Below are 20,557 nucleotides of genomic sequence, written 5' to 3'. Positions count from 1 at the left end.
CGCATCGGCGCTCGGAGCGTGCCCTGACCAGTGCTGATCACCCAGGGCGCTCGCGGCGTCGCATATGGTGGGGCGATGATGCGTCCAGCCGTACTCGTCGGGATGGCGTTGGTGGTGGCGGCTTGCTCGACGGGCGAGCCCGCGGCCACCTCGGCCGCCACTTCCCCGCCCAGTCCTAGTTCGACCCCGGCCTCGGCTCCTTCCTCGGCCCCGTCGCCGAGCCCGCGGCCGACGACGCCTCCCGGCCCGCCGAAGTTCGCCGCGCAGGTGTCGAAGGTGCCCAGGGACCGCGTGCCGTACTCCTGGCGCCCCGGCTGCCCGGTCCCCCTCGGCGACCTGCGGCTGATCAAGCTCACCTACTGGGGCTTCGACGACAAGGCCCACACGGGCGAGCTCGTCGTCCACGAGCGGGTCGCCGACGACGTCGTCACCGTCTTCGGCAAGCTGTACGGCTGGCGCTGGCCCATCAGGCGCATGGAGCTGGTCGACGTCTACAAGGGCAGCGACTTCGACTCGATCGAGGCGGACAACACCTCGGCCTTCAACTGCCGCCGGGCCACGGGTTCGAGCAGCTGGTCCAAGCACGCCTACGGCCAGGCCATCGACATCAACCCGCGCGAGAACCCGTACGTGACCGCGTCGGGGACGACGGCGCACGCGAACGCGCAGAAGTTCAAGCGGCGCCCGCTGCAGGGCAAGGGCGTGATCAATCCCGGCGACCGCGTGGTGCGGGCGTTCGAGGCGCTGGGCTGGGAGTGGGGTGGCTACTGGTCCGGCACGAAGGACTACCAGCACTTCTCGAAGGGTGGGGGCTGAGACCCGGGCCGATGTCCCGGCATAGCGCCCGGCCTACGGTTCGCCATGCACCGACGCGGAACGACCTCAATCTTTTTAATCTCTGCAGCGGGAAAACCATGTCAGTAATCTTCTGGAGTCTCCAGCTGGGGTAGGCCCAGAGCGTCGCCGATGGCACTGCTGATTCCTGAATAACTGTGCACGCCAAAGATGCCGCACGGCTCGACCTTCGCGCGGATCGGGCGCTCCATCTCGTCTACGTAGCGCCCGAAAATCGCATCGTGGAAGCAATGCTGAGGAAGTAGGTCATCGGTGCCGAGCGGCACGTTTGACACCGTTTGAAAGAAGCCTGCTCTCCAGGGAAGCCTGTTAGTGAAGAGAGGAGGAAGAAGGAGCATGTCCGGCCTCATACAAGAATTATCCGGCAGGGGACCGTCATGCTGTCGCGCATATATGTATATTAGACACGCCTCATGCGTGTGAGGGTGATCCTCAGGCAGCCGCGGAATGATAACTCTTCCAAAGAAATAGCCTTTTCCTTTAATCCGCATCGCGAAAACATCGCCGGCCGACAGCCGCCTTCTGGCGCTCTTGAGCTGTTCGAAGTGCAGCTTGTCCATCCTCATATTGGCGTTCTACCACACACATGAGGTACGCCTGTGCGGACGGGCACATGCTCTGGGGACGCCTACCGCGTGAGCTTCACAGCGAAAACAGGGAACGAGCGCTCGACCTGCTCATCCGGGCCGGCAGCCTCCCCAGCGGAGACTTCCCTCAGATCGGCCCACGGCACCACACCTGGCTGCGCATCCGCAGCCATCAGGGCAAGCACAGGCGCGGGATCGTCCACGGTGCGGAACCGCCCCTCGAACGGCAGGTCACCCGGCTCGACGGAGGCCACCGAACACCGCAACTGGCCGGCCTGCTCGTCATACCAGGCATAAAACGTCACCGGCCCCGCGACATCGACGAACCGCATGACGAGTCGCTCGCCAACCACGCCGAGCGCACGCTCGACGGACCGCGCGTCGAAGCTTTCCGGGCCGACGCCGAACGCCACCAGATTGCCCCGGGCCTCCGCGTTCACATCCTCCCGGTTGAGGATCAGCTCCTCGTCAGCGAAGGACAACACGAGCTGCGCGAGATCGTCCGACACTCACCATCTCCGCTCACCGGTACGTTTCAGAACGAAAGCGACTTTCCCACGGGTCGGTCCGAGATGAGCGCCTGCCGGCTGCGGAAGGTGCGGCGGTAGGTGTCCGGGGAGACGCCGACCGTGCGGTTGAAGTGGCGGCGGAGCGTCGTGGCGGTGCCCATGCCGGTGGCCTCGGCGATGGCCTCCACGCTGTCGTCGGTGGTCTCCAGGAGCTCCTGGGCGCGGCGGATCCGCTGGGTCAGCAGCCATTGCAGCGGCGTGGTGCCGGTCATCGCCCTGAAGTGGCGGGCCAGGTTGCGCGAGCTCATGTTCGCCTGGCGAGCCAGGGCCTCCACCGTCAACGGCTGGTCCAGCCGTTCGAGCACCCAGGGGAACAGCCTGCCGAGAGGGTGGTCGGGCTGGTCGGGTATCGGGGTGGTGACGAACTGGGCCTGGCCGCCGGCCCGGTGCGGCGGCACGACCAGCCGCCGGGCCAGCGCGTTGGCGACCGCCGAGCCGTGGTCGCGGCGCACCAGGTGCAGGCACAGGTCCAGCGCGGCGGCCTTGCCGGCGGAGGTGAGCACGCTGCCGTTGTCGACGTAGAGCACCGCCGGATCGACCTCCACCCGGGGGTAGCGGGCGGCCAGCGTCTCGGCGTGCGCCCAGTGCGTGGTGGCGCGCCGCCCGTCCAGCAGGCCGGCGGCGGCCAGCACGAACGCGCCCGTGCAGAGGGAGGCCACCCGCGCCCCGGCTTCGTGGGCCGCGCGGACGGCGTCGACCAGGTCGGCGGGCGGGTCCTCGTCGACGTCGGCCCACGCGGGAACGATCACGGTGTCGGCCCGCGCCAGCTGGTCGAGCCCGCAATCGGGATCGAGCCGGAACCCGCCACCGGTCCGGGCGGCACGCGGACCGCAGACGACGACCTCGTACCAGGGGTCGGGCGCGTCGGTCCAGTCGCCGCCGAAGACCTCGTACGCCACCGCGAGCTCGAAGTGCAGCATCCCGTCGGTGACGGCCAGCGCGACCTTTGGCATGTCGGAAATTGTACGCATGATGTCGTTCCGGACACTCGTGCTGGATCGCCACCCTTCGCCACGATGCCTTCGTCGCGCATTCGAGCACGGGAGAACCGATGGGAACAGGTCATGCGGTCGCGGTGTACGGCGCCTACGGGCACACCGGGCGCTTCGTGGTGGCGGAGCTGCGGGAGCGCGGGTTCGTCCCGGTGCTCGCGGGCCGGGACGCCGGCAAGCTGGAGGAGTTGGCGGCGTCCGGTCGGGGGCTCGACGTCCGGCCGGCGTCGGTCGACGATCCCGCCTCGCTCGACCGCGCGCTGGCCGGCACGGCCGCCGTGATCAACTGCGCCGGGCCCTTCGCCACGACGGCCGCCCCCGTGATCGAGGCAGCGCTGCGGGCCGGGATTCCCTATGTGGACGTCGCGGCCGAGATCGAGGCCAACCTCGACACGTTCGCGCGCTTCGCGAGCCGGGCGCGAGCCGAGGGAGCCGTGGTCGTCCCCGCGATGGCCTTCTTCGGGGGCCTGGGCGACCTGCTGGCCACGGCGGCCATGGGCGACTGGACGGCGGCCGACGAGGCGCATGTCGCGTACGGCCTGAGCAGCTGGCACCCCACGGCCGGGACCCGCGCCGCGGGCAGGGTCTCCCGGCAGCGGCGCAACGGCCTGCGTGTCCGCTACGCCGGCGGCCGGTTGGAGTACCGCGACGACGACCCGCCGACCCTGGAGTGGCCCTTCCCTGCTCCGATGGGCAGCCGCGCCGTCATCGGCGAGTTCACCATGGCCGACGTCGTCACCATCCCCAGCCACCTGTCCATCCCCGAGGTGCGCACGTACATGACCGTCGAGGCGGCCAGGGACGTGACCTCCCCGGACACACCGGCACCGGCCGCGGCGGACGGACGGGGGCGGTCGGCGCAGAGGTTCCTGGTCGACGTGGTCGTCCGCTCCGGCGACACGCGGCGGCGCGCCGTGGCGCGGGGCCAGGACATCTACGCGGTCAGCGCTCCGCTCGCCGTGGAAGCCGTCCACCGTGCCCTCACGGGGCGGACCAAGACGGTCGGCGTCGCCTCGGCGGGCGAGATGTTCGACGCGCTCGACTTCCTCCATGCCCTCTCGCCGCACATCTCGCTCGACTCCACCGCTTCCCCCTCCCAGATTCATCGACTATCGTCGATTATCGATGGGTGAGATGGACGGACCTCTGGGACGGGCCGAGGCCGAGGAGTACGCGAGCTGGTTCAGGGCGCTGGCGGACGCGACGCGGATCCAGATCGTGTCGCTGCTGGCGCGGCGGCGCAGGCCGATGAGCGTGGGCGAGATCGTGGCGGCCTCGGGAGTCGGCCAGTCGACGGTGTCGCACCACCTGAAGATCCTGGCCGAGGTGCGCTTCGTGCTCGTCGACAGGCGGGGCGCCTCCAGCCTGTACCGGATCAACGACAAGTGCGTGAGCTGCTTCCCCACCGCCGCCGACGTGGTGATGGGCAACCCCGTCCCGGCGGCTCCTGCCTGTGACTAGAAGGCCTGCGACTAAAGGCCTGTGACGAGAAGGAGAGGCGCGATGGCTCACGACGAGGTCGTCCGGCGGTACTCAGAGCTGGCCCGGGAGGCGCTGGCCGGCAAGGTGGTCGTCGACTGCGAGGCGGGCGAGTTCGAGCGGGGCTGCTTCGGCGCGGCCGGCTACGGCGACACCACGGGCCTGCCCGAAGGCGCGCTGCGCGCCGGCCTCGGCTGCGGCGACCCGGTGGCCGTCGCCGGGCTGCGCGCCGGGGAGACGGTGCTGGACCTGGGCTCCGGCGGCGGCATCGACGTGCTGCTGTCGGCGCGCCGCGTCGGGCCGCACGGCAAGGTGTACGGCCTGGACGCCAGCCCCGACATGCTCGACCTCGCCCGCGCCAACGCCGCCCAGGCGGGCGCGGCCAACGTCGAGTTCCTGCACGGCGCCATCGAGGCCGTCCCGCTGCCCGGTCACGCGGTGGACGCGGTCGTCTCCAACTGCGTCATCAACCTGTCCGACGACAAGGCCGCCGCCCTGGCCGAGGCCTTCCGGGTGCTGCGGCCCGGCGGCCGGTTCGCCGTCAGCGACGTGGTCACCGACGGCGACCCCGATCCGGTACGGCGGGCCGCGGCCGAGCGGCGCGTGGGCTGCGTGGCCGGGGCGCTGACGGTCGAGGAGTACCGCGACCTCCTCCGGCGAGCGGGGTTCGCAGGCATCGCCATCCGCCTCACCGCCGATCACGGCGACGGGGTTCATTCGGCCATCGTCCAGGCCGTCAAGCCCGCCATCGGGCCGGGCATGGAGATCCGCCCGATGCGCGAGCAGGACGCCGCCCAGGTGCTGGAGATCTACCAGGCCGGCCTGGACACCGGCAACGCCAGCTTCGAGACCGCCGCACCGAGCTGGGAGGCGTTCGACCGCGGCAGGCTGCCGCACCCGCGGTACGTCGCGGTGGACACCGGCAGCGGCGAGGTGCTCGGCTGGGTCGCCGCCTCACCGGTCTCGAGCCGGTGCGTCTACGCCGGGGTGGTGGAGCACAGCCTCTACGTCCACCCCGGGTGCCAGGCGCACGGCATCGGCCGGGCGTTGCTGACCGCCTTCATCGCCGCCAGCGAGGACGCCGGGATCTGGACGATCCAGGGCGGCATCTTCCCGGAGAACACCGCCAGCCTGGCCCTGCATCGGAAGCTGGGCTTCCGGGTCGTCGGCACGCGCGAACGCATCGGCCGCCACCACGGGGTCTGGCGGGACGTCGTTCTCATGGAACGCCGCAGCCCGGCCGTGGGCGGGTAGCCGGGGAGGCCGATCAGCGCCCGTCGCCCGCCGTCAGCTCGCCGATCCGCTCCCGTCGTCCGCCGTCAGCCCGCCGTCAGCTCGCCGATCAGCTTCTCGACGCGGTCGCGGATCTCGTCGCGGATCGGGCGGACGGCCTCGATGTCCTTCCCGGCGGGGTCGTCGAGCTGCCAGTCCTCGTACCGCTTGCCGGGGAACACCGGGCATGCGTCGCCGCACCCCATGGTGATCACCACGTCGGAGTCCTGGACCGCCTCGGCGGTGAGGATCTTGGGACGCCGGCCGGTGATGTCGACGCCGACCTCGGCCATGGCTCGGACGGCGACCGGGTTGACCGCCTCGGCCGGGGCGGAACCGGCGGAGCGGACCTCGATGCGGTCGCCGGCCAGGTGGGACAGCCAGCCGGCGGCCATCTGGGAGCGTCCGGCGTTGTGGACGCAGACGAACAGCACGCTGGGCTTGCCGGACACGTGATCGCCTTCCTCTCGGTCGCCTCGGCTAACGCGATGCCGCGAGCGGCACGAGCTCCACTTCCACCGGGCCACCCGTGGCGGGAGCCGGCTCGGCCAGCGGGGCGAACAGGGCGCCGAGCCTGTTCACCGTCTCCGGGACGATCCGGTAGTAGACCCAGGTGCCGCGCCGCTCCCCGTCGATCAGCCCGGCGGTGCGCAGCACCTTCAGGTGGTGCGAGATGGTGGGGGCCGTCAGGTCGAAGGCGTCGGTCAGGTCGCACACGCAGGCCTCGCCGCCCGCGTGGGAGCCGATCATCGACAGCAGGCGCAGCCGTACCGGATCGGCCACCGCCTTCAGCAGCACCGCCAGCTCGGCCGCGTCGGCCTCCGAGAGCGGCTCGCGGGTGATGGGGGCGCAGCAGGCGGCGGCCATGACGCGACTCCTTACTTCGACGACGGTCTAAATTATAGGCTCCTACGGCTCAGCCACAGCAGCCGCCTTCGGTGGAGGCGGACACGGTGGCCAGCGGGAGCGGGGTGGACAGCAGGCCGCCGCCGACGCCGGTGGCCAGGCCCAGCCGCCGCTCCTGGGCCTCGGCGAGGCTGGAGGAGCACACGCCCGTCTCGGGCAGCTCCAGCCGCACCTGCCGGGCGGCCTCCCAGTCGCCGGCCAGCGCGGCGACCACCGAGCGGACCTGCTCATACCCGGTGGCCAGCAGGAACGTGGGCGCCCGGCCGTAGCTCTTGACGCCGACCGCGTAGTAGCCGGGCTCGGGGTGGGCCAGCTCGTCGACCCCGTGCGGCGGGACGGTGCCGCAGGAGTGGTGGTTGGGGTCGATCAGCGGGGCCAGCCGCCGGGTGGAGCCCAGGACCGGATCCAGATCCAGGCGCAGCTCGCCCGCGATCGTGTGGTCGGGGCGGTACCCGGTGGCCGACACGATGCGGTCGACCACCAGGCTGCGCTCGTGGCCGGACGGGTCGCGGCTGATCACCTCGATCCCTTCGGCGGTCCTGCGCAGGCGGTGGGTGAAGAAGCCGGTCAGCAGCCGGATGCGGCCGGACGCCACGTGCGCCCGCAGCCGGGTGCCGAGCGCCCCGCGGGCCGGGAGGGCGTCGGCCGCGCCTCCGCCGTAGGTACGGCTCGCGCTGCCGGCGCGGATGGCCCAGGTGATGGTGGTGTCGTCGAGCCGGGCCAGGGCCAGCAGAGTGGTGGCGGCCGAGTGGCCGGCGCCCACGACCAGCGTGTGCCTGCCCGCATAGCGCTCCCGGTCGGCGCCCAGCACATCGGGCAGCGCGTGGTCGATGAAACGGCTCGCCTCGGCCTCGCCGTGGGCGGGCAGGCCGTTGGCGCCCAGCACGTTCGGGGTGAAGTACGTCCCGGAGGCATCGATGACCGCCCTGGCCAGGATCTCCTCACCGGTGGACAGGCGCAGCGCGAAGGGCGCGTCCTCCCGGCCGGCGGTGCGCACCCGGTCATAGCCGAGGCGGCTGATCGCGGCGACCTTCGCGCCGAGCCGTACCCGCTCGCCGTACAGCTCGGCCAGCGGGGCGAGGTAGCCGGAGATCAGCTCGGCGCCGGTGGGCAGCCAGTCGGGGTCGGGCGCGGTCCAGCCGGCGGCCTCCAGCAGGCGGCGGGCGGCGGCGTCGACGTTGTACCTCCACGGGCTGAAGAGGCGGACGTGTCCCCATCGGGCGACGGAGGCGGCGACCTGGCGACCCGCTTCCAGGACCACGAAGTCGATGCCACGCTCGGTCAGGTGCGCGGCGGCGGCCAGGCCCACGGGCCCGGCGCCGATCACCACCACCGGCAGGGCGCGCTCGGCATCGCCCCGGGCGGCGGTCACGCAGGCGCAGCCGCTGTCCGCCTTGGCCTGCGCCACCGTGGTGGCGGGGTCCAGGGCCCGCTCGCTCGGGGTGCAGCAGCCGCTCACCCCGCAGCATCCTCCGGCGCCCTGGCCACCGGCGTTCTCGCTCATCGCCCCTCCCGAGGTTTTGATTAGACCGATATCGAATCAGCCTCCAGCATGGCCCTTGGATAGAAGGATGTCAAATTAGATGTCCTTCTAAGCTAGGTTGACACGCCCTCGAAAGCCCCAAGACTGCGCATTCCCCGCACGCCGCGACGCCCGCCCGGCCACGGTCTGGTCAGACTGCTGTCATGGACGCGCACGACACGCAAAGCCCCCGTCCCCGGGCGGAGTACGCCGGCGCCGTGTACGGCTCGCTGCTGGCCGCCTCCGTGGCCGTCGGCAGCGCGGTCGACGGCACGCCCCTCCCGGCCACGGGCCTGGTGACCGTGCTGATCAGCACCGGGGCCGTCTTCTGGCTCGCCCACGTGTACGCCCACGTGGTGGCCCAGGGAACCCCGCCGACCTGGCGGTGGCTGCGGGCGGCCGGACGCCAGGAGTGGCCGGTGGCGCAGGCGGCGCTTCCGCCCGCCATCACCGCGGCGCTGCTGTCGGGGCTCGGCATGTCGGACACGGTGGCGACCTGGGGAGCGCTGGCCGCCGCGGTGGTGAACCAGGTCGTCTGGGCGGTCGCCGCCGCGGTCGGCACCCGCGCATCCACCGGGATGGTGGTGCTGTCGGGCCTGGCCAACCTCGTGCTCGGCCTGGCCGTCATCGCGCTCAAGACGTTCGTGACCCCCCACTGACAGTGTTGTGGGTACGGCCTGAGCCGTACCCCCACGGGAAAGACGGTCAGGAGACCGAGGGCGGCGGGGACGACGGCCACCAGCACGGCGGCGACGGTCACGGGGAGCCGAGGACAACCGGACACGGGGCTCGGCCGTCTCTCCTTGGTGCGAAACATTTCCCTGATCCTCGCCCCGGCCGTCGCGGCCGTCTTATGGGCGTCCCCGGCGGCCCAGGCCGCGACGCCCGCCGTCCAGATCACCCGCATCCACTACGACTCGCCCGGCAGCGACCGGGGCGGCAACAAGTCCGTCAACGGCGAGTACATCGTCATCCTCAACACCACCCGCAAGCCGATCGGCCTCGAAGGCTGGACGATCCGCGACAAGACGGGGTTCGTCTACGAGTTCGGGCCCGACGTGGTGCTGGGCGGCAAGAAGAAGCTCGTGCTGCGCTCCGGCCAGGGCGACGACGGCGCCTCCACCGTGTACTGGGGCCGCCGCTGGTACGTGTGGAACAACGACAAGGACACCGCCTACCTGCGGCGCGCCGACGGCAGGCTGGTCGACAAGTGCGCCTACGACTCCAGCCGCCACGACCACACCAACTGCCAGGAGAGGTGACAGGCCGGGACGGCTGACAGAATCCTGGCATGGCGGCGAAGGACGGCGACGGCTGGATCGAGTGCTCCCAGGGCCACATGCACTGGGGCGTCCACGGCGCGTCGGGGCTGCTCGCCGTCCACCACGACACGGCCGGCGTGCCGTACGTCCTCATGCAGGAGCGCGCCCTGTGGAGCCATCACGGCGGGACGTGGGGGCTGCCGGGCGGGGCGCGGGACAGCCACGAGGACGCCGTCGCGTCGGCGCTGCGTGAGGCCAGGGAGGAGGCCGGGCTGGGGGAGGACGGCCTGCGCATCGCCGGCGTCTACCGCGACGACCATGGCGGGTGGGCGTTCGAGACGGTGATCGCCGAGGCGGCCGAGCTGATCGACGCCCGTCCGGCCAACCTCGAGAGTACGGCGCTGCGCTGGCTCAGGCTCGACGAGGTGGCCGCCAAGCCGCTGCACCCGGGGTTCGCCGCGAGCTGGCCGGTGGTCCGCGAGCTGATCGGCCCGCAGACGGTGGTGCTCGACGTGGCCAACATCGTGGGCGCGCGGGCCGAGCACGGCTGGTGGCACGACCGGCGCGGCGCGGCGGAGCGGCTGCTGGGCGACCTCCGGACGGCCGGGCTGGAACATCCGGTGCTGGCCCGGTGGTTCCCGAGGATCGTGGCCGTCGTGGAGGGCGCCGCCAGGGATGCGGCCGCGGTGGACGGCATCGAGGTCGTCGCCGCGCGGGCCGGCGGTGACGACGCGATCGTGGAGGTCGTACGGCGGGCCAGGCCGTGGGAGCGGGTGACCGTGGTGACCGCGGACCGGGAGCTGCGGCGGCGGCTGGCCGAGCTCGGCGCCGAGGTGCGCGGGCCGTCGTGGGTGCTGAACCGGCTCTGACAGGTCACTAGCCGGAGGCGGTGCCGGGGTCGACGTCGGGCGGGAAGGCGGCGCTCAGCCCGGTGACGTCGAGGACGCGACGCAGCACCCCGTGAACGTGGGCCAGGCGCAGCGACCCGCCCTGGCGGCCCAGGGCCCGCTGCGCCTCCAGCAGCACCCACAGCCCGCTGGAATCGCAGAACCCCAGCTCGCCCGCGTCGATCACGACGATGTCGCAGCCGTCGCCGATCAGCTCCGTGAGCCGTTCGCGCAGCAGCGGAGACGAGAGCTTGTCGAGATCCCCGTCGAGGCGCACCACGGCGGTGGAACCGGCTCTCTCCACCTCGACGGCGAGACCTGCCAACGAGTCGCCTCCCGGCCATCGTCCTGGCCCTGACGGTACACCTTCGCAGCGCGCCGCGTCAGGGGCCGCTATCGTGGTTCCCGCACAGGAGGGTTCGCATAGTGGACTAGTGCAGCCGCCTTGAAAGCGGCCAGGTCAGCGATGGCCTCGAGGGTTCGAATCCCTCACCCTCCGCTCAGCCCGGCGAAGCCGTCCCCGACGTGGGCGGCCAGCTGGAGGTAGGCGTCCCTGGTCGCCTCCTGGAGCCGGTCCAGGTCGATCTCGGCGCCTTCCTCCAGATGCGGGTCGTACGGCACGCGCACCACGGCCCGGCAGCGGGCGGCGAAGTGGGCTTCCAGCTTCTTGATGTCCACCGCCGACTTCGAGCGCGGGCGCACGCTGCACAGCACCACGGTCGCCTGCCGCACCAGATCGGCGTAGTGGTGCGCCTCCAGCCAGTCCAGCGTGGCCGAGGCGGCCCGCGCGCCGTCCACCGAGGGGGAGCTGACCAGCACGATCTGGTCGGCCAGGCCCAGCACGCCGCCCATCGCCGAGTGGAGCAGGCCGGTGCCGCAGTCGGTGATGCAGATGGAGTAGAAGTTCTCCAGCACCTGGGCGACGGCCTGGTAGTCGGCGCCGCTGAACGCCTCGGAGATCGACGGGTCGCGGTCGGAGGCGAGCACCTCCAGGCGCGAGGAAGCCTGGGTGGTGAAGGCGCGGATGTCGACGTAGCGCTTGATCTGGTCGCGCTCGTTGAGCAGGTCGCGCACGGTCGCCGAGGTCTCCAGCTCCACCTTGTCCGACAGCGTGCCGCGGTCGGGGTTGGCGTCCACCGCGATCACCCGGTCGCCGCGCACCTGGGCGAGGGTCGCGCCGAGGCCCACGGTCGTCGTCGTCTTGCCCACGCCGCCCTTGAGGCTCAGCACGGCCACCCGGTGGTGCCCGGTGGCGACGGGCGTGCGGGCGCGGCGCAGCAGCTCGCGGCGCCGCCGTACCTCGGGAGACTCGCCGGGGCGGATCCAGCCGCCGGAGGCCTTGTAGACCAGGCGGCGCCAGCCGGTGGAGGGAGCGTTACGGCGACCGCCGCCGCGCAGCAGCGACTCGGGGTCCAGGCTCTCGGCGGTGGGCCGCGCGGGGGCCTGCGGCATGGGGATGTGGCGGCGGCGCCGGGGCTCCTCACGGACCTCCGGCTCGGCGGCGTGCGCGACCGGCTGCGGGTCCTCGTACGCCCGGGGCGTCGGCTCCTCGTACCTTGGCTCCTCGTACGCCTGGGGCCACTCCGGCGGCTTGGGCCAGGCCGGTTCCTCCTGCGCGGGCTCGAACATGCCGCGGGAGGGCGGCTGGAGCCTGGTGTCGGTGTCGTCGGGCCGGGGCAGGGGCTTGAGCGGGGCCAGGAAGGGGTCAGTCTCGCGGCGCGCGTCCGGCGCGGTCGGCGTGGTCGCGGCCTCCTCGGCCGGGGCCTCGCGGTCGTCCGTGGCGTGCCCAGAGCCCTGCGCGGCGTCGGCCGTGCCCTGCGCCGCGTCCTGCACGGCGCCCTGCCTGGTGTCCTGCCTGGTGTCCTGCCTGGTGTCCGCGGGCTCCTGCGGGCCGTCTCCGGTTCCCCTGCCGGTCTCCCCGGGGCCCTTCACGGTCTCCACGGCCGAGGGGAACAGCGGCGTGCGCGAGGTCTCCGCCCAGGGGTCCTTCGGGTAGGGCGATTCGGCCGCCGTGACCGCGCTCACCGCGATCGGCGTGGAGTCCTCGGCCTCCTTGATGGCGTCCAGCCAGGCCAGCTGTTCCTCAAGCGATTCTTCGCGATCGTGTCGTGCCACCGTGTTCCCCCTCGGGACGGGTGCAAAGGGGCAGCAAACACATTGCAGATTAACGTTTGCCGTTCCGCCGAAGGAGGCCAACCCGCAAGTTAGCGTGGTGGCATGCGCGCGATTGTGATCAACGGGGCCGGCGGGCCGGAGGTGCTGGAGTGGCGCGAGGTGCCCGAGCCGACGCTCCGACCTGGGGATGTGCTGATCGAGGTGACCGCTTCCGCGGTCAATCGGGCCGACATCCTCCAGCGAATGGGCTTTTATGACCCGCCGCCGGGAGAATCGAAATATCCCGGGCTGGAATGCTCCGGAGTGATCGTTGAGACCGGCCCGGACGTCGTGGGCCTGTCTGTCGGGGACCGCGTGTGCGCGTTGCTGGCCGGCGGCGGGTACGCCGAGCGCGTCGCGGTGCCCTGGCAGCAGGTCATGCCGCTGCCCGAGGGGGTCTCCGAGGTGGAGGCGGCCGGGCTGCCCGAGGTCGCGTGCACGGTGTGGTCGAACCTCTTCATGACCGCCCGGCTGCGGCGCGGCGAGACGCTGCTCGTGCACGGCGGAGCCAGCGGCGTCGGGACGATGGCCATCCAGCTGGCCAAGGCGCACGGCGCGCGGGTCGTGGCCACGACCGGCAGCGACGCCAAGGCCGGGCGGCTGCGGGAGCTGGGCGCCGACGAGGTGGTCAACTACCGCACCGAGGACTTCGCCGAGAAGGTCGAGGCCGACGTGATCCTGGACATCATCGGCGCGAAGTACTTGTCCCGAAATATCAAGGCACTGCGGACGGGTGGCCGGCTCGTGGTCATCGGCCTGCAGGGCGGCGCCACGGCCGAGCTCGACCTGAGGGCGCTGCTGACCAAGCGGGCCTCGGTGCACGGCACGACGCTCCGCTCGCGCCCCGCCGACGAGAAGGGCGTCATCTGCCGGGGCGTGGTGCAGGACGTCTGGCCCCTGGTCGCGGCGGGAGCCGTGCGGCCTGTGGTGCACGCGGAACTGCCGATGGCGCAGGCCGCCGAGGCCCACAGGATGCTCGATTCCGGGGACCACATCGGGAAGATCCTGCTAGTACGGTGAAACTTATGAATGCTGAGCAGAACAACACCCCCCACATCGTGGTCGTGGGTTCGGACTTCCAGAAGCAGCAGGAGGAGGGCGAGGAGCGCTCGATCGCCAGCATGGTCGAGCAGCCCGCCAAGGTCATGCGCATCGGCAGCATGATCCGCCAGCTCCTGGAGGAGGTGCGGGCGGCTCCGCTCGACGAGGCCAGCCGCAAGCGGCTCAAGGAGATCCACGAGAGCTCGATCAAGGAGCTCGAGGACGGCTTGGCGCCCGAGCTGGTGGAGGAGCTGGAGCGGTTGTCGCTGCCGTTCACCGACGACAACGGCGCGCCGCCCACCGAGGCGGAGCTGCGCATCGCGCACGCCCAGCTCGTCGGCTGGCTGGAGGGGTTGTTCCACGGCATCCAGACCACGCTGTTCGCCCAGCAGATGGCCGCCCGTGCGCAGCTGGAGCAGATGCGGCGCGCGCTGCCCGGAGGCATCCAGCAGGCCGCCCAGGACGGCCGGCAGGGCGGTTCCGGCCCCTACCTGTAGGGTTTTCGGCTTCTACCTGTAGGCCCGCAGGCCGCCCGGACCGTGGCCGCCCGGACCGGGGCTTCCCGTCACCCGAACAGGGTCTCCAGCACCTGGGCGACGCCGTCGTCGTTGTTGGCCGCGGTCACGTGGTCGACCGCGGCCAGCACGGCGGGATGGGCGTTGGCCACGGCGTACGACGTGCCCGCCCAGCTCAGCATGGGCAGGTCGTTGGGCATGTCCCCGAAGGCGATGGCCTCGGCGGGCTTGATCTGGTGGCGTGCCGCGAGCGCGGCCAGCGCCGAGGCCTTCGTCACCCCGTGCGCGCTCATCTCGATCAGCCCGCGGCCGCTGGAGTGAGTGGCGGTCACCAGGTGCCCCACGAGCTCCTGGACGGCCGCCAGCAGCTCGTCCGGCGCCATCCGGGGATGCAGCGCGAGCAGCTTGAAGCACGGCCGCGCGGTCAGCGTGGCGGCGCCGACGCGCAGCCCGGCCACGCTCGTCCGGTCCAGGCCGCCGAGGCTGAATTCTGACTCGTGCGCAAAACCGCCTTCGTACTCGACCGAAAATGAGAGGTCGGGGAAGTTCGCTCGAAGCTGACTGACCACCTCGGCGACCACCTCGGCGTCGATCAGATGCGACTCCACGATCCTCTCGCTGTGCAGGTCGTAGACCAGGGCGCCGTTGGCGCAGATCGCCAGGCCCCGGTGGCGTACGGTTCCCGCCACGCAGTTCATCCACCGAGGTGGGCGGCCTGTGACGAACACCAGCATCGCGCCGGCGTCCTCCACCCGCGCGAAGGCGGCAGCCGTACGGGGGGAGACTGTTCCGTCGCTGCGCAGGGCTGTTCCGTCGAGGTCGGTGGCGACGAGACGGGGCACTTCCATGACGCTTCCAGTTTGCACTGAGATGCGGCCGCCCAGAAATCTTCCCCGTGGCGGAACACCGAGGGCTCTCGATGGTGTTAGATGAAGGAGCGTTGTATTAGCTGATCCCGAAGTGAAGACCAGCACGTCTTTGTCTGAGCCACCCAGGGGTGCTTGCTGTACGACCACCGGGAGCCGCGAGGTGCGGCTGCCTTAGTTTCACCATCCTGAGGAGAGCTTCATGGCTCAGGGAACCGTCAAGTGGTTCAACGCCGAAAAGGGCTACGGCTTCATCGCCCCGGACGGCGGTGCGCCGGACGTGTTCGTTCACTTCTCCGAGATCCAGGGCAACGGCTACCGTTCGCTCGAGGACGGCCAGCGGGTCGAGTTCGAGGTCACGCAGGGTCAGAAGGGCCCGCAGGCCTCGCAGGTCCGCGCCCTCTGATTCAGAGACGGCCAACGGCAGCGGGATCCACCTCCGGGTGGGTCCCGTTCGCGTTTTCCGGCACTTCCAAAGCCTTGGGCGTGTCCGGGACAGCCCCCGCCTTTCCGGGCACCTCCGAGGCTTCCGGGCGCCCTCCCGGCATGGCATGGTCACAGGTGGGCCTCGAAACGCGCACCCGCACGAACCACGGGATCTTCACGCGCGTCTATTCGACTATGAGCGGCGTTCTACGGAGGTTCTTCCGGCTCCGGCTGGCGGCTCTCGCCCCGCTGGCCGTGATCGCCCTGGCCGGCTGCGGTCCGTCCGCCCCTCCCGAGGCCGTCAACTCGGTGGAGGAGCGGGACGGCACGCTCATCGCCTTCGCCGGCTACGGCGCCTATCCCAGCGACCCGCGCCCGGCGGAGGACGGCTGGGTCTCCCACGACGGCGGCAGGACCTGGACGGCGACGGTGAGCGAGCCCGAGGTCGTGGTGCACACCAGCGCCTGCGTGAGCGGGTACTGCTACCGCGTCGTCCCCGGACGGCTGGCCGTGGAGCAGTCGGCCGACGGCGGCAGCACGTTCCGCCCGGCGTGGTCCATCCCGCCCGAGCGCGTGGAGCTGCTGGAACGCGCCCTGGATACGGCCCGCGACGAGAGCCTGCGGTCGCGCGCGGTCGCCGTGCAGAAGCGCCCCTCGGGACGGCACGTGGTCGCGGTGGCCAACGGCTCCTACGGGCTGACCGTCCGCGACGAGACGGGCGTCTGGCGCCGGTACACCGTCGACGGCGACGGGGAGCTGAGGGAGAGCGCCGCCATGCCGTCGATCCAGCCGGGCGAGCTCATCGGACAGGAGAGTGCCGCGGCGGTGCTGGCCGGGCTGTGGGCGCTGACCGTGGGCTTCTTCCTGGCCGCTGCCGACCGGCGGGCCAGAAAGACCCTGGGCGTGCTCGCGGGCATCGGCACGGCGGGCGCCGTATTCTCCCTCGGCATCTTGACGGACGAGCCGCTGCTTGCGCTGCTGGGCGTGCTCGGCACGCTGACCGGCGCGGTGGTCGCGCTCGTCGCCTGGGCGGTCGCGGCCACCTCCAAGCTCGGCGGCCCGGCGATCACCCGGGCGGTGTCGAGCGGCCTGGCGGTGTCCATCGCCGTGCTCGCGCCGTTCTGGCTGTGGTCCGCCGGGTGGCTCGCCTCCTACGGCGGCGCGGCGGTGGCGGCCGTCGTGCTCGGCCTGGCCGCCGCCGTAACCGGATTGACCTACGTCCGCCGGCGCCGGGCCGGGTGACAGGCCCTTGAGGCGTGCCCGGCCGGGCCTTCACCGCCGAGCCGGAGGCGCCCGCCGTACGGCCCGATCCCCGGGGTGTACGGCGGGCGCCACGGCCTGCTACTTGACCGGCTCCAGGACGTCGAGGCCCACGTAGGGGCGCAGCGCCTTCGGGACGACCACGGAGCCGTCCTTCTGCTGGTGGTTCTCCAGGATCGCCACGATCCACCGCGTGGTGGCCAGCGTGCCGTTCAGCGTCGCGGCGGTCTGCGGCCTGCCGTCCTTGTCGCGGTAGCGGACCGACAGGCGCCGGGCCTGGAACTCCGTGCAGTTGGAGGTCGAGGTCAGCTCGCGGTAGCGGCCCTGGGTGGGGATCCAGCCCTCGCAGTCGAACTTGCGCGCCGCCGACATGCCCAGGTCGCCCGCGGCCGTGTCGATGATCCGGTACGGGATCTCGATCTTGGCGAGCATCTCCTTCTCCCAGTTCAGCAGCCGCAGGTGCTCCTCGCGCGAGTCCTCCGGCCGGCAGTAGGAGAACATCTCGACCTTGTCGAACTGGTGGACGCGGATGATGCCGCGGGTGTCCTTGCCGTAGGAGCCGGCCTCGCGCCGGAAGCACGAGGACCATCCCGCATAGCGCAGCGGCAGGTCCTTGGCGTCGAGGATCTCGTCGGCGTGGTAGCCGGCCAGCGACACCTCGCTGGTGCCGACCAGGTAGAGGTCGTCCTCGGGCAGGCGGTAGATCTCCTTGTCGTGGGCGACGTGGAAGCCGGTGCCCTGCATGGTCTCCGGCTTGACCAGCACCGGAGTGATCATGGGGACGAACCCGGCCTCGATCGCCTGCTGCATGGCCATGTTGAGCAGGCCGAGCTGCAGGCGGGCGCCGACGCCGCGCAGGAAGTAGAACCGCGCGCCGGAGACCTTGGCGCCGCGGTCGAGGTCGATGGCGCCGAGCAGCTCGCCCAGCTCCACGTGGTCGCGGGGCTCGAAGTCGAACTCGCGCGGCGTGCCGACCGTCTCCAGCACGACGTAGTCGTCCTCGCCGCCGTGGGGCGCCTCGGGGTCGACGATGTTGGGGACGGTCTGCAGCAGCTCGTCGAGCTCGGCGCCGAGCTTCTCCGCCTCCGCCTCGGCCGCCTTGACCTGCGCGGCCAGCTCCTTGGCGCGGTCGAGCAGGGCCTGCTTCTCCTCGCCGGACGCCTTGGAGACCGACTTGCCCAGGGACTTCTGCTCGGCGCGCAGCGACTCGAACGACGCCAGCGCGGAACGACGACGCTCGTCGAGGTCGAGCAGCGAGTCGACGACCGATTCGTCCTCGCCGCGGGCGCGCTGCGAAGCACGCAGCCTGTCGGGGTCCTCACGAAGGGTTCGCAGGTCAATCACGTACCAAGGCTACCGACCTCCGGCGGCGCTTCGCTCGTGTATTCCGCCCCGCGGGTTTTCAGGCCAGCCCCGCCCGGATGCGGCTCAGCCACTCGGCCGCCTCGGCGAAGTCGGCGTCGGCCGTACCCCTCTTGATCTGCGGCGCGACGCCGTCGGCCCGCGGGTAGCTGCCCAGGAACCGCAGGTCGCCGCAGACCCGGTGCAGGCCCGACAGGGCCTCGCCGACACGTGCGTCGGCCACGTGCCCCTCGAAGTCGAAGTGGAAGAAGTAGCGCCCGATCCCCTCGCCGGTGGGCCGGGACTCGATGCGCGTCAGGTTGACGCCGCGCACCGCGAACTCGGTGAGCATCTCCAGCAGCGCGCCGGGGTGGTCGTCGGCCAGGAAGACGACGAGCGTCGTGCGGTCCCTGCCCGTCGGCGCCGGAAGCTCGCCGGGCAGCGACACTTTCACGAACCGCGTGACCGTGTCGGACCTGTCGCCGATGTCGGAGGCGATCTCCCGCAGGCCGTACACCTCGCCGGCGATCGGCGCCGCGATCGCCGCGTCGTACGGCGAGCCGGGCAGCGACACCTCCTGGGCCGCCGCCGCCGTCGACGGCGCGGCCACCACGTAGGCGTCGGGCAGCTCCCGCGCGATGAACCCGCGGCACTGCGTCAGCGCGGCCGGGTGTGAGTAGAGGCGCTTGATGTTCCTCATCTCGGTGCCGGGCCGCGCCAGCAGCGAGAACCGCACGGGCAGCAGCAGCTCGGCGGTGATGTGCAGCGGCTCGCCCCACGCGAACTCGTCGAGCGTCGTGGTGATCGCGCCCTCGAGCGAGTTCTCCAGCGGCACCACCGCGCCGTCGGCCTCGCCGGAGCGCGCGGCGTTCAGGGCCGCGCTGACATTGGGGTATGGCAGGCGCTCGGCTTCGGGAGCAAGCGTGCGCAGCGCTTCCTCCGAAAAGGTGCCTTCCGGACCGAGATAGGCGAGACGCATATCCCTAGGGTAACGACCGTCTTGCCATGTGAGGTTCAAACACGGGACCGAGGCCCAGCCTGGCCGCCCGGACGGCTTCCTCCTCCTCGGGCGAGAGGGGCTGGGCGCCCTTGCCGCCGACCACCGGGCGGACGTAGGTGCGCGTCTCGGACCGCCCGTTGATGGAGGTCAGGACGATGCCGTCGCCGAGGCCGTTGATCATCGCGATCGAGAACGACAGGCGGCCCGCCATCTCCTCCAGCGCGTCGTAACGGTAGACGGCCACGTCGCGGATCGCCTTGAGGTCGCCGTTCGCGCCCGCGGCGGTCTGCCTGGCCAGCGCCTGACGGCACTCGTCGACCGCGGCGCGCGCCCGCCTGAGCGCGACGTAGCCGATGACGACGCCGCCGGCCCCGGCCAGGAGCCCAACGGCCACCCATGCGGTAACCAACACATCACAAAGAGTAGCGCCGTTTCGGCAGCCACGTGCCCAGGACCCATACCAGGGCGAGCGCCCCCAGGCCGAAGGCGTTCTGCACGATCCTGCCGAGCACCGGGCTCACCACGGGGATCTCCACCGCCCGCAACGCCACGCCCCACCAGGGGATCGGCACCACGTAGTACAGCCACACGCCCGTGGCCACGCGCAGGCGCACGGGGTCGGCTCCGTTTCCCGCGATCGCGCCGAGCACGACGACCACCCAGGCCAGGTGGTGGATCCAGGCGACCGGCGAGAGCAGTACGGCCATCAGGCCCACCAGCGCCACCGCGGTCATCGTGTCCTTGGCGAGGTAGGCCTGCCTGGCGTGGCGGAAGCCGTACCAGCCGACCACGGCGACCAGAGCCAGCCAGATCAAGGAGGTGAGCAGGTCGGAGGGCAGGTAGAGGCGGATCAGCATGCCCCTCGTCGACTGGTTGGTGGTGGCGGCGTTCGAGCCGAGACGCTCGGGGTCGAGCAGGGCCGAGAACCAGAAGTCGGCCGCGTCCTGCGGGATGACGGCGAACGGCAGCAGCGTCAGGAGGGCGGTCACGAGGGTCGCGATCCAGAAGGTCCGCCATTGGCGGGTTATGAGGAGATAGATCAGGAAGACACCGGGCGTGAGCTTCACGGCGGTCGCCAGCCCGATCAGCAGCCCGCGCGGCCACCAGGGCCGCCTGGCCACGCAGTCGGCCAGGCAGAGGGCGACCAGCAGGATGTCGACCTGGCCGAACCTGACCTGGTCCCTGATGGGCATGAGGTAGGAGCACGCGACCACCAGGAACGCGAACAGCCAGGCGGCGTGCTTCCCGAGCGCCAGACGGTCGCCCAGCGACTCCCGGAAGGAGTACGCCACGGTGACGCCCAGGGCGAGGAAGATCCCGGCGGTCCACACCCACTGGGCGGTCTCCCACGACATCATCGCCAGCGGTACGGCCAGCAGCGCCGCCACGGGCGGATAGGTGAAGGGCAGCAGCTGCGGCGCGGGGGTGAAGAAGTCGTAGACCGGGCGGCCTTCCAGCACCATCTGGCCGCCGGTGCGGTAGACGTCGAGATCGACCAGGCGCTGGTCGTCGGGATTGGTCAGCCAGTACTCGACGAGCGGGGTTATCCCCAGGAGGATGATCAACCCCGCGGTTGTCCACACCCACAGGTGCCGGGCGCCTCGTGTCACGTCCCGGCACGTT

At 71.4% G+C, this 20,557-nt stretch carries 24 protein-coding genes and 1 tRNA gene; 12 read left to right on the top strand and 13 right to left on the bottom strand.

Features of this window, described 5'->3' with window-relative positions; genetic code table 11:
- The first annotated feature begins 75 nt into the window (after positions 1–75).
- Complete coding sequence (locus BSB02_RS25780; RefSeq protein ID WP_169729435.1) at positions 76–816, top strand: M15 family metallopeptidase; 741 nt, start codon at positions 76–78, stop codon at positions 814–816.
- A 101-nt stretch (positions 817–917) separates the two neighbouring features.
- On the opposite strand, the gene BSB02_RS25775 is transcribed toward BSB02_RS25780, so the two are convergent.
- The 3 genes from BSB02_RS25775 to BSB02_RS25765 form a co-directional block, all read right to left on the bottom strand.
- On the bottom strand, positions 918–1,415 hold the full coding sequence (locus BSB02_RS25775; RefSeq protein ID WP_158088722.1) for an Imm26 family immunity protein: 498 nt from the start codon (positions 1,413–1,415) through the stop codon (positions 918–920).
- 68 nt (positions 1,416–1,483) lie between these two features.
- Positions 1,484–1,951, bottom strand: a complete 468-nt coding sequence (locus tag BSB02_RS25770; RefSeq protein WP_084962757.1) for a hypothetical protein — start codon at positions 1,949–1,951, stop codon at positions 1,484–1,486.
- A 26-nt stretch (positions 1,952–1,977) separates the two neighbouring features.
- Entirely contained in the window at positions 1,978–2,964 is a 987-nt protein-coding gene (locus tag BSB02_RS25765; protein WP_084962755.1) for a helix-turn-helix domain-containing protein, read from the bottom strand.
- A gap of 98 nt (positions 2,965–3,062) precedes the next feature.
- Here BSB02_RS25765 and BSB02_RS25760 point away from each other — a divergent pair, with 98 nt between their 5' ends.
- The 3 genes from BSB02_RS25760 to BSB02_RS41590 are packed head-to-tail and all read left to right on the top strand — an operon-like array spanning position 3,063 to position 5,736.
- Entirely contained in the window at positions 3,063–4,136 is a 1,074-nt protein-coding gene (locus BSB02_RS25760; RefSeq protein WP_084962753.1) for a saccharopine dehydrogenase family protein, read from the top strand.
- A gap of 1 nt (position 4,137) precedes the next feature.
- Positions 4,138–4,464, top strand: a complete 327-nt coding sequence (locus BSB02_RS25755; RefSeq protein ID WP_084962751.1) for an ArsR/SmtB family transcription factor — start codon at positions 4,138–4,140, stop codon at positions 4,462–4,464.
- Positions 4,465–4,506: 42 nt separating this feature from the next.
- On the top strand, positions 4,507–5,736 hold the full coding sequence (locus tag BSB02_RS41590) for a GNAT family N-acetyltransferase (RefSeq protein WP_084962749.1): 1,230 nt from the start codon (positions 4,507–4,509) through the stop codon (positions 5,734–5,736).
- Between the two features lie 65 nt (positions 5,737–5,801).
- Here the strand turns inward: BSB02_RS41590 and BSB02_RS25745 are convergent, their stop codons facing one another.
- Genes BSB02_RS25745 through BSB02_RS25735 form a run of 3 tightly spaced genes read right to left on the bottom strand, consistent with a single transcriptional unit; the run spans position 5,802 to position 8,164 of the window.
- Positions 5,802–6,206, bottom strand: coding sequence for an arsenate reductase ArsC (locus BSB02_RS25745; RefSeq protein WP_084962747.1), 405 nt, complete (start codon positions 6,204–6,206; stop codon positions 5,802–5,804).
- Between the two features lie 28 nt (positions 6,207–6,234).
- The gene (locus BSB02_RS25740; RefSeq protein ID WP_084962745.1) at positions 6,235–6,621 is read right to left on the bottom strand and encodes an ArsR/SmtB family transcription factor; all 387 of its coding nucleotides are present in this window, start codon (positions 6,619–6,621) and stop codon (positions 6,235–6,237) included.
- Between the two features lie 49 nt (positions 6,622–6,670).
- Entirely contained in the window at positions 6,671–8,164 is a 1,494-nt protein-coding gene (locus tag BSB02_RS25735; protein ID WP_084962743.1) for an FAD-dependent oxidoreductase, read from the bottom strand.
- 182 nt (positions 8,165–8,346) lie between these two features.
- Between BSB02_RS25735 and BSB02_RS25730 the strand changes: the two genes are divergently transcribed.
- The 3 genes from BSB02_RS25730 to BSB02_RS25720 all read left to right on the top strand — a co-directional run bounded on the left by BSB02_RS25730 (position 8,347) and on the right by BSB02_RS25720 (position 10,313).
- Positions 8,347–8,841: a hypothetical protein gene (locus tag BSB02_RS25730; RefSeq protein WP_084962741.1), complete on the top strand. Its 495-nt coding sequence runs from the start codon at positions 8,347–8,349 to the stop codon at positions 8,839–8,841.
- Positions 8,842–8,988: 147 nt separating this feature from the next.
- Entirely contained in the window at positions 8,989–9,444 is a 456-nt protein-coding gene (locus tag BSB02_RS25725) for a lamin tail domain-containing protein (protein ID WP_084962739.1), read from the top strand.
- A 29-nt stretch (positions 9,445–9,473) separates the two neighbouring features.
- Positions 9,474–10,313: an NUDIX hydrolase gene (locus BSB02_RS25720; protein WP_084962737.1), complete on the top strand. Its 840-nt coding sequence runs from the start codon at positions 9,474–9,476 to the stop codon at positions 10,311–10,313.
- A gap of 7 nt (positions 10,314–10,320) precedes the next feature.
- Here the strand turns inward: BSB02_RS25720 and BSB02_RS25715 are convergent, their stop codons facing one another.
- On the bottom strand, positions 10,321–10,656 hold the full coding sequence (locus BSB02_RS25715) for an STAS domain-containing protein (RefSeq protein ID WP_158088721.1): 336 nt from the start codon (positions 10,654–10,656) through the stop codon (positions 10,321–10,323).
- A gap of 87 nt (positions 10,657–10,743) precedes the next feature.
- On the opposite strand from BSB02_RS25715, the gene BSB02_RS25710 reads away from it, so the two are divergent.
- Positions 10,744–10,830 (top strand) — tRNA-Ser (locus BSB02_RS25710).
- Here the strand turns inward: BSB02_RS25710 and BSB02_RS43120 are convergent.
- Positions 10,821–12,446 carry a MinD/ParA family ATP-binding protein gene (locus tag BSB02_RS43120; RefSeq protein ID WP_276206353.1) on the bottom strand — a complete coding sequence of 542 codons (1,626 nt, stop codon included), beginning with the start codon at positions 12,444–12,446 and terminating at the stop codon, positions 10,821–10,823. The genes BSB02_RS25710 and BSB02_RS43120 overlap by 10 nt on opposite strands.
- Positions 12,447–12,548: 102 nt before the next feature.
- Here BSB02_RS43120 and BSB02_RS25700 point away from each other — a divergent pair, with 102 nt between their 5' ends.
- Both BSB02_RS25700 and BSB02_RS25695 read left to right on the top strand, forming a co-directional pair.
- On the top strand, positions 12,549–13,505 hold the full coding sequence (locus BSB02_RS25700) for an NAD(P)H-quinone oxidoreductase (protein ID WP_084962734.1): 957 nt from the start codon (positions 12,549–12,551) through the stop codon (positions 13,503–13,505).
- Positions 13,506–13,510: 5 nt separating this feature from the next.
- On the top strand, positions 13,511–14,023 hold the full coding sequence (locus tag BSB02_RS25695) for a bacterial proteasome activator family protein (protein ID WP_084962732.1): 513 nt from the start codon (positions 13,511–13,513) through the stop codon (positions 14,021–14,023).
- Between the two features lie 68 nt (positions 14,024–14,091).
- Here the strand turns inward: BSB02_RS25695 and BSB02_RS25690 are convergent, their stop codons facing one another.
- Entirely contained in the window at positions 14,092–14,889 is a 798-nt protein-coding gene (locus BSB02_RS25690; protein WP_084962730.1) for a Cof-type HAD-IIB family hydrolase, read from the bottom strand.
- 220 nt (positions 14,890–15,109) lie between these two features.
- Here BSB02_RS25690 and BSB02_RS25685 point away from each other — a divergent pair, with 220 nt between their 5' ends.
- On the top strand, positions 15,110–15,313 hold the full coding sequence (locus tag BSB02_RS25685; RefSeq protein WP_084962729.1) for a cold-shock protein: 204 nt from the start codon (positions 15,110–15,112) through the stop codon (positions 15,311–15,313).
- A gap of 215 nt (positions 15,314–15,528) precedes the next feature.
- Positions 15,529–16,575 (top strand): hypothetical protein, encoded by a 1,047-nt coding sequence (locus tag BSB02_RS25680; RefSeq protein ID WP_084962727.1) that lies wholly within the window; start codon positions 15,529–15,531, stop codon positions 16,573–16,575.
- Positions 16,576–16,674: 99 nt separating this feature from the next.
- Here the strand turns inward: BSB02_RS25680 and serS are convergent, their stop codons facing one another.
- The 4 genes from serS to BSB02_RS25660 are packed head-to-tail and all read right to left on the bottom strand — an operon-like array spanning position 16,675 to position 20,544.
- Positions 16,675–17,937 (bottom strand): serine--tRNA ligase, encoded by a 1,263-nt coding sequence (serS, locus tag BSB02_RS25675; protein WP_084962725.1) that lies wholly within the window; start codon positions 17,935–17,937, stop codon positions 16,675–16,677.
- A 58-nt stretch (positions 17,938–17,995) separates the two neighbouring features.
- Positions 17,996–18,913, bottom strand: coding sequence for a prephenate dehydratase (gene pheA, locus BSB02_RS25670; RefSeq protein ID WP_084962723.1), 918 nt, complete (start codon positions 18,911–18,913; stop codon positions 17,996–17,998).
- Between the two features lie 4 nt (positions 18,914–18,917).
- Positions 18,918–19,328, bottom strand: a complete 411-nt coding sequence (locus BSB02_RS25665; protein WP_240506655.1) for a DUF4446 family protein — start codon at positions 19,326–19,328, stop codon at positions 18,918–18,920.
- A gap of 19 nt (positions 19,329–19,347) precedes the next feature.
- Positions 19,348–20,544, bottom strand: coding sequence for a glycosyltransferase 87 family protein (locus BSB02_RS25660; RefSeq protein ID WP_240506654.1), 1,197 nt, complete (start codon positions 20,542–20,544; stop codon positions 19,348–19,350).
- Positions 20,545–20,557: the final 13 nt, after the last annotated feature.

Origin of the sequence: Thermoactinospora rubra, assembly GCF_002093975.1 — a bacterium.
In the GTDB taxonomy this organism is placed as follows: Bacteria; Actinomycetota; Actinomycetes; order Streptosporangiales; family Streptosporangiaceae; genus Nonomuraea; species Nonomuraea rubra_A.
The sequence above is the reverse complement of the archived record's forward strand: the minus strand, read 5'-3'. Positions and strand labels throughout refer to the sequence as shown.

Excerpts from the sequence above, each read along its gene's own strand:
- BSB02_RS25780 (WP_169729435.1), top strand. The coding sequence starts at position 76 with ATGATGCGTCCAGCCGTACTCGTCGGGATGGCGTTGGTGGTGGCGGCT.
- BSB02_RS25775 (WP_158088722.1), bottom strand. The coding sequence starts at position 1,415 with ATGGACAAGCTGCACTTCGAACAGCTCAAGAGCGCCAGAAGGCGGCTG.
- BSB02_RS25765 (WP_084962755.1), bottom strand. The coding sequence starts at position 2,964 with ATGCCAAAGGTCGCGCTGGCCGTCACCGACGGGATGCTGCACTTCGAG.
- BSB02_RS25760 (WP_084962753.1), top strand. The coding sequence starts at position 3,063 with ATGGGAACAGGTCATGCGGTCGCGGTGTACGGCGCCTACGGGCACACC.
- BSB02_RS25755 (WP_084962751.1), top strand. The coding sequence starts at position 4,138 with ATGGACGGACCTCTGGGACGGGCCGAGGCCGAGGAGTACGCGAGCTGG.
- BSB02_RS41590 (WP_084962749.1), top strand. The coding sequence starts at position 4,507 with ATGGCTCACGACGAGGTCGTCCGGCGGTACTCAGAGCTGGCCCGGGAG.
- BSB02_RS25740 (WP_084962745.1), bottom strand. The coding sequence starts at position 6,621 with ATGGCCGCCGCCTGCTGCGCCCCCATCACCCGCGAGCCGCTCTCGGAG.
- BSB02_RS25735 (WP_084962743.1), bottom strand. The coding sequence starts at position 8,164 with ATGAGCGAGAACGCCGGTGGCCAGGGCGCCGGAGGATGCTGCGGGGTG.
- BSB02_RS25730 (WP_084962741.1), top strand. The coding sequence starts at position 8,347 with ATGGACGCGCACGACACGCAAAGCCCCCGTCCCCGGGCGGAGTACGCC.
- BSB02_RS25720 (WP_084962737.1), top strand. The coding sequence starts at position 9,474 with ATGGCGGCGAAGGACGGCGACGGCTGGATCGAGTGCTCCCAGGGCCAC.
- BSB02_RS25700 (WP_084962734.1), top strand. The coding sequence starts at position 12,549 with ATGCGCGCGATTGTGATCAACGGGGCCGGCGGGCCGGAGGTGCTGGAG.
- BSB02_RS25695 (WP_084962732.1), top strand. The coding sequence starts at position 13,511 with ATGAATGCTGAGCAGAACAACACCCCCCACATCGTGGTCGTGGGTTCG.
- BSB02_RS25690 (WP_084962730.1), bottom strand. The coding sequence starts at position 14,889 with ATGGAAGTGCCCCGTCTCGTCGCCACCGACCTCGACGGAACAGCCCTG.
- BSB02_RS25685 (WP_084962729.1), top strand. The coding sequence starts at position 15,110 with ATGGCTCAGGGAACCGTCAAGTGGTTCAACGCCGAAAAGGGCTACGGC.
- BSB02_RS25680 (WP_084962727.1), top strand. The coding sequence starts at position 15,529 with ATGAGCGGCGTTCTACGGAGGTTCTTCCGGCTCCGGCTGGCGGCTCTC.
- pheA (WP_084962723.1), bottom strand. The coding sequence starts at position 18,913 with ATGCGTCTCGCCTATCTCGGTCCGGAAGGCACCTTTTCGGAGGAAGCG.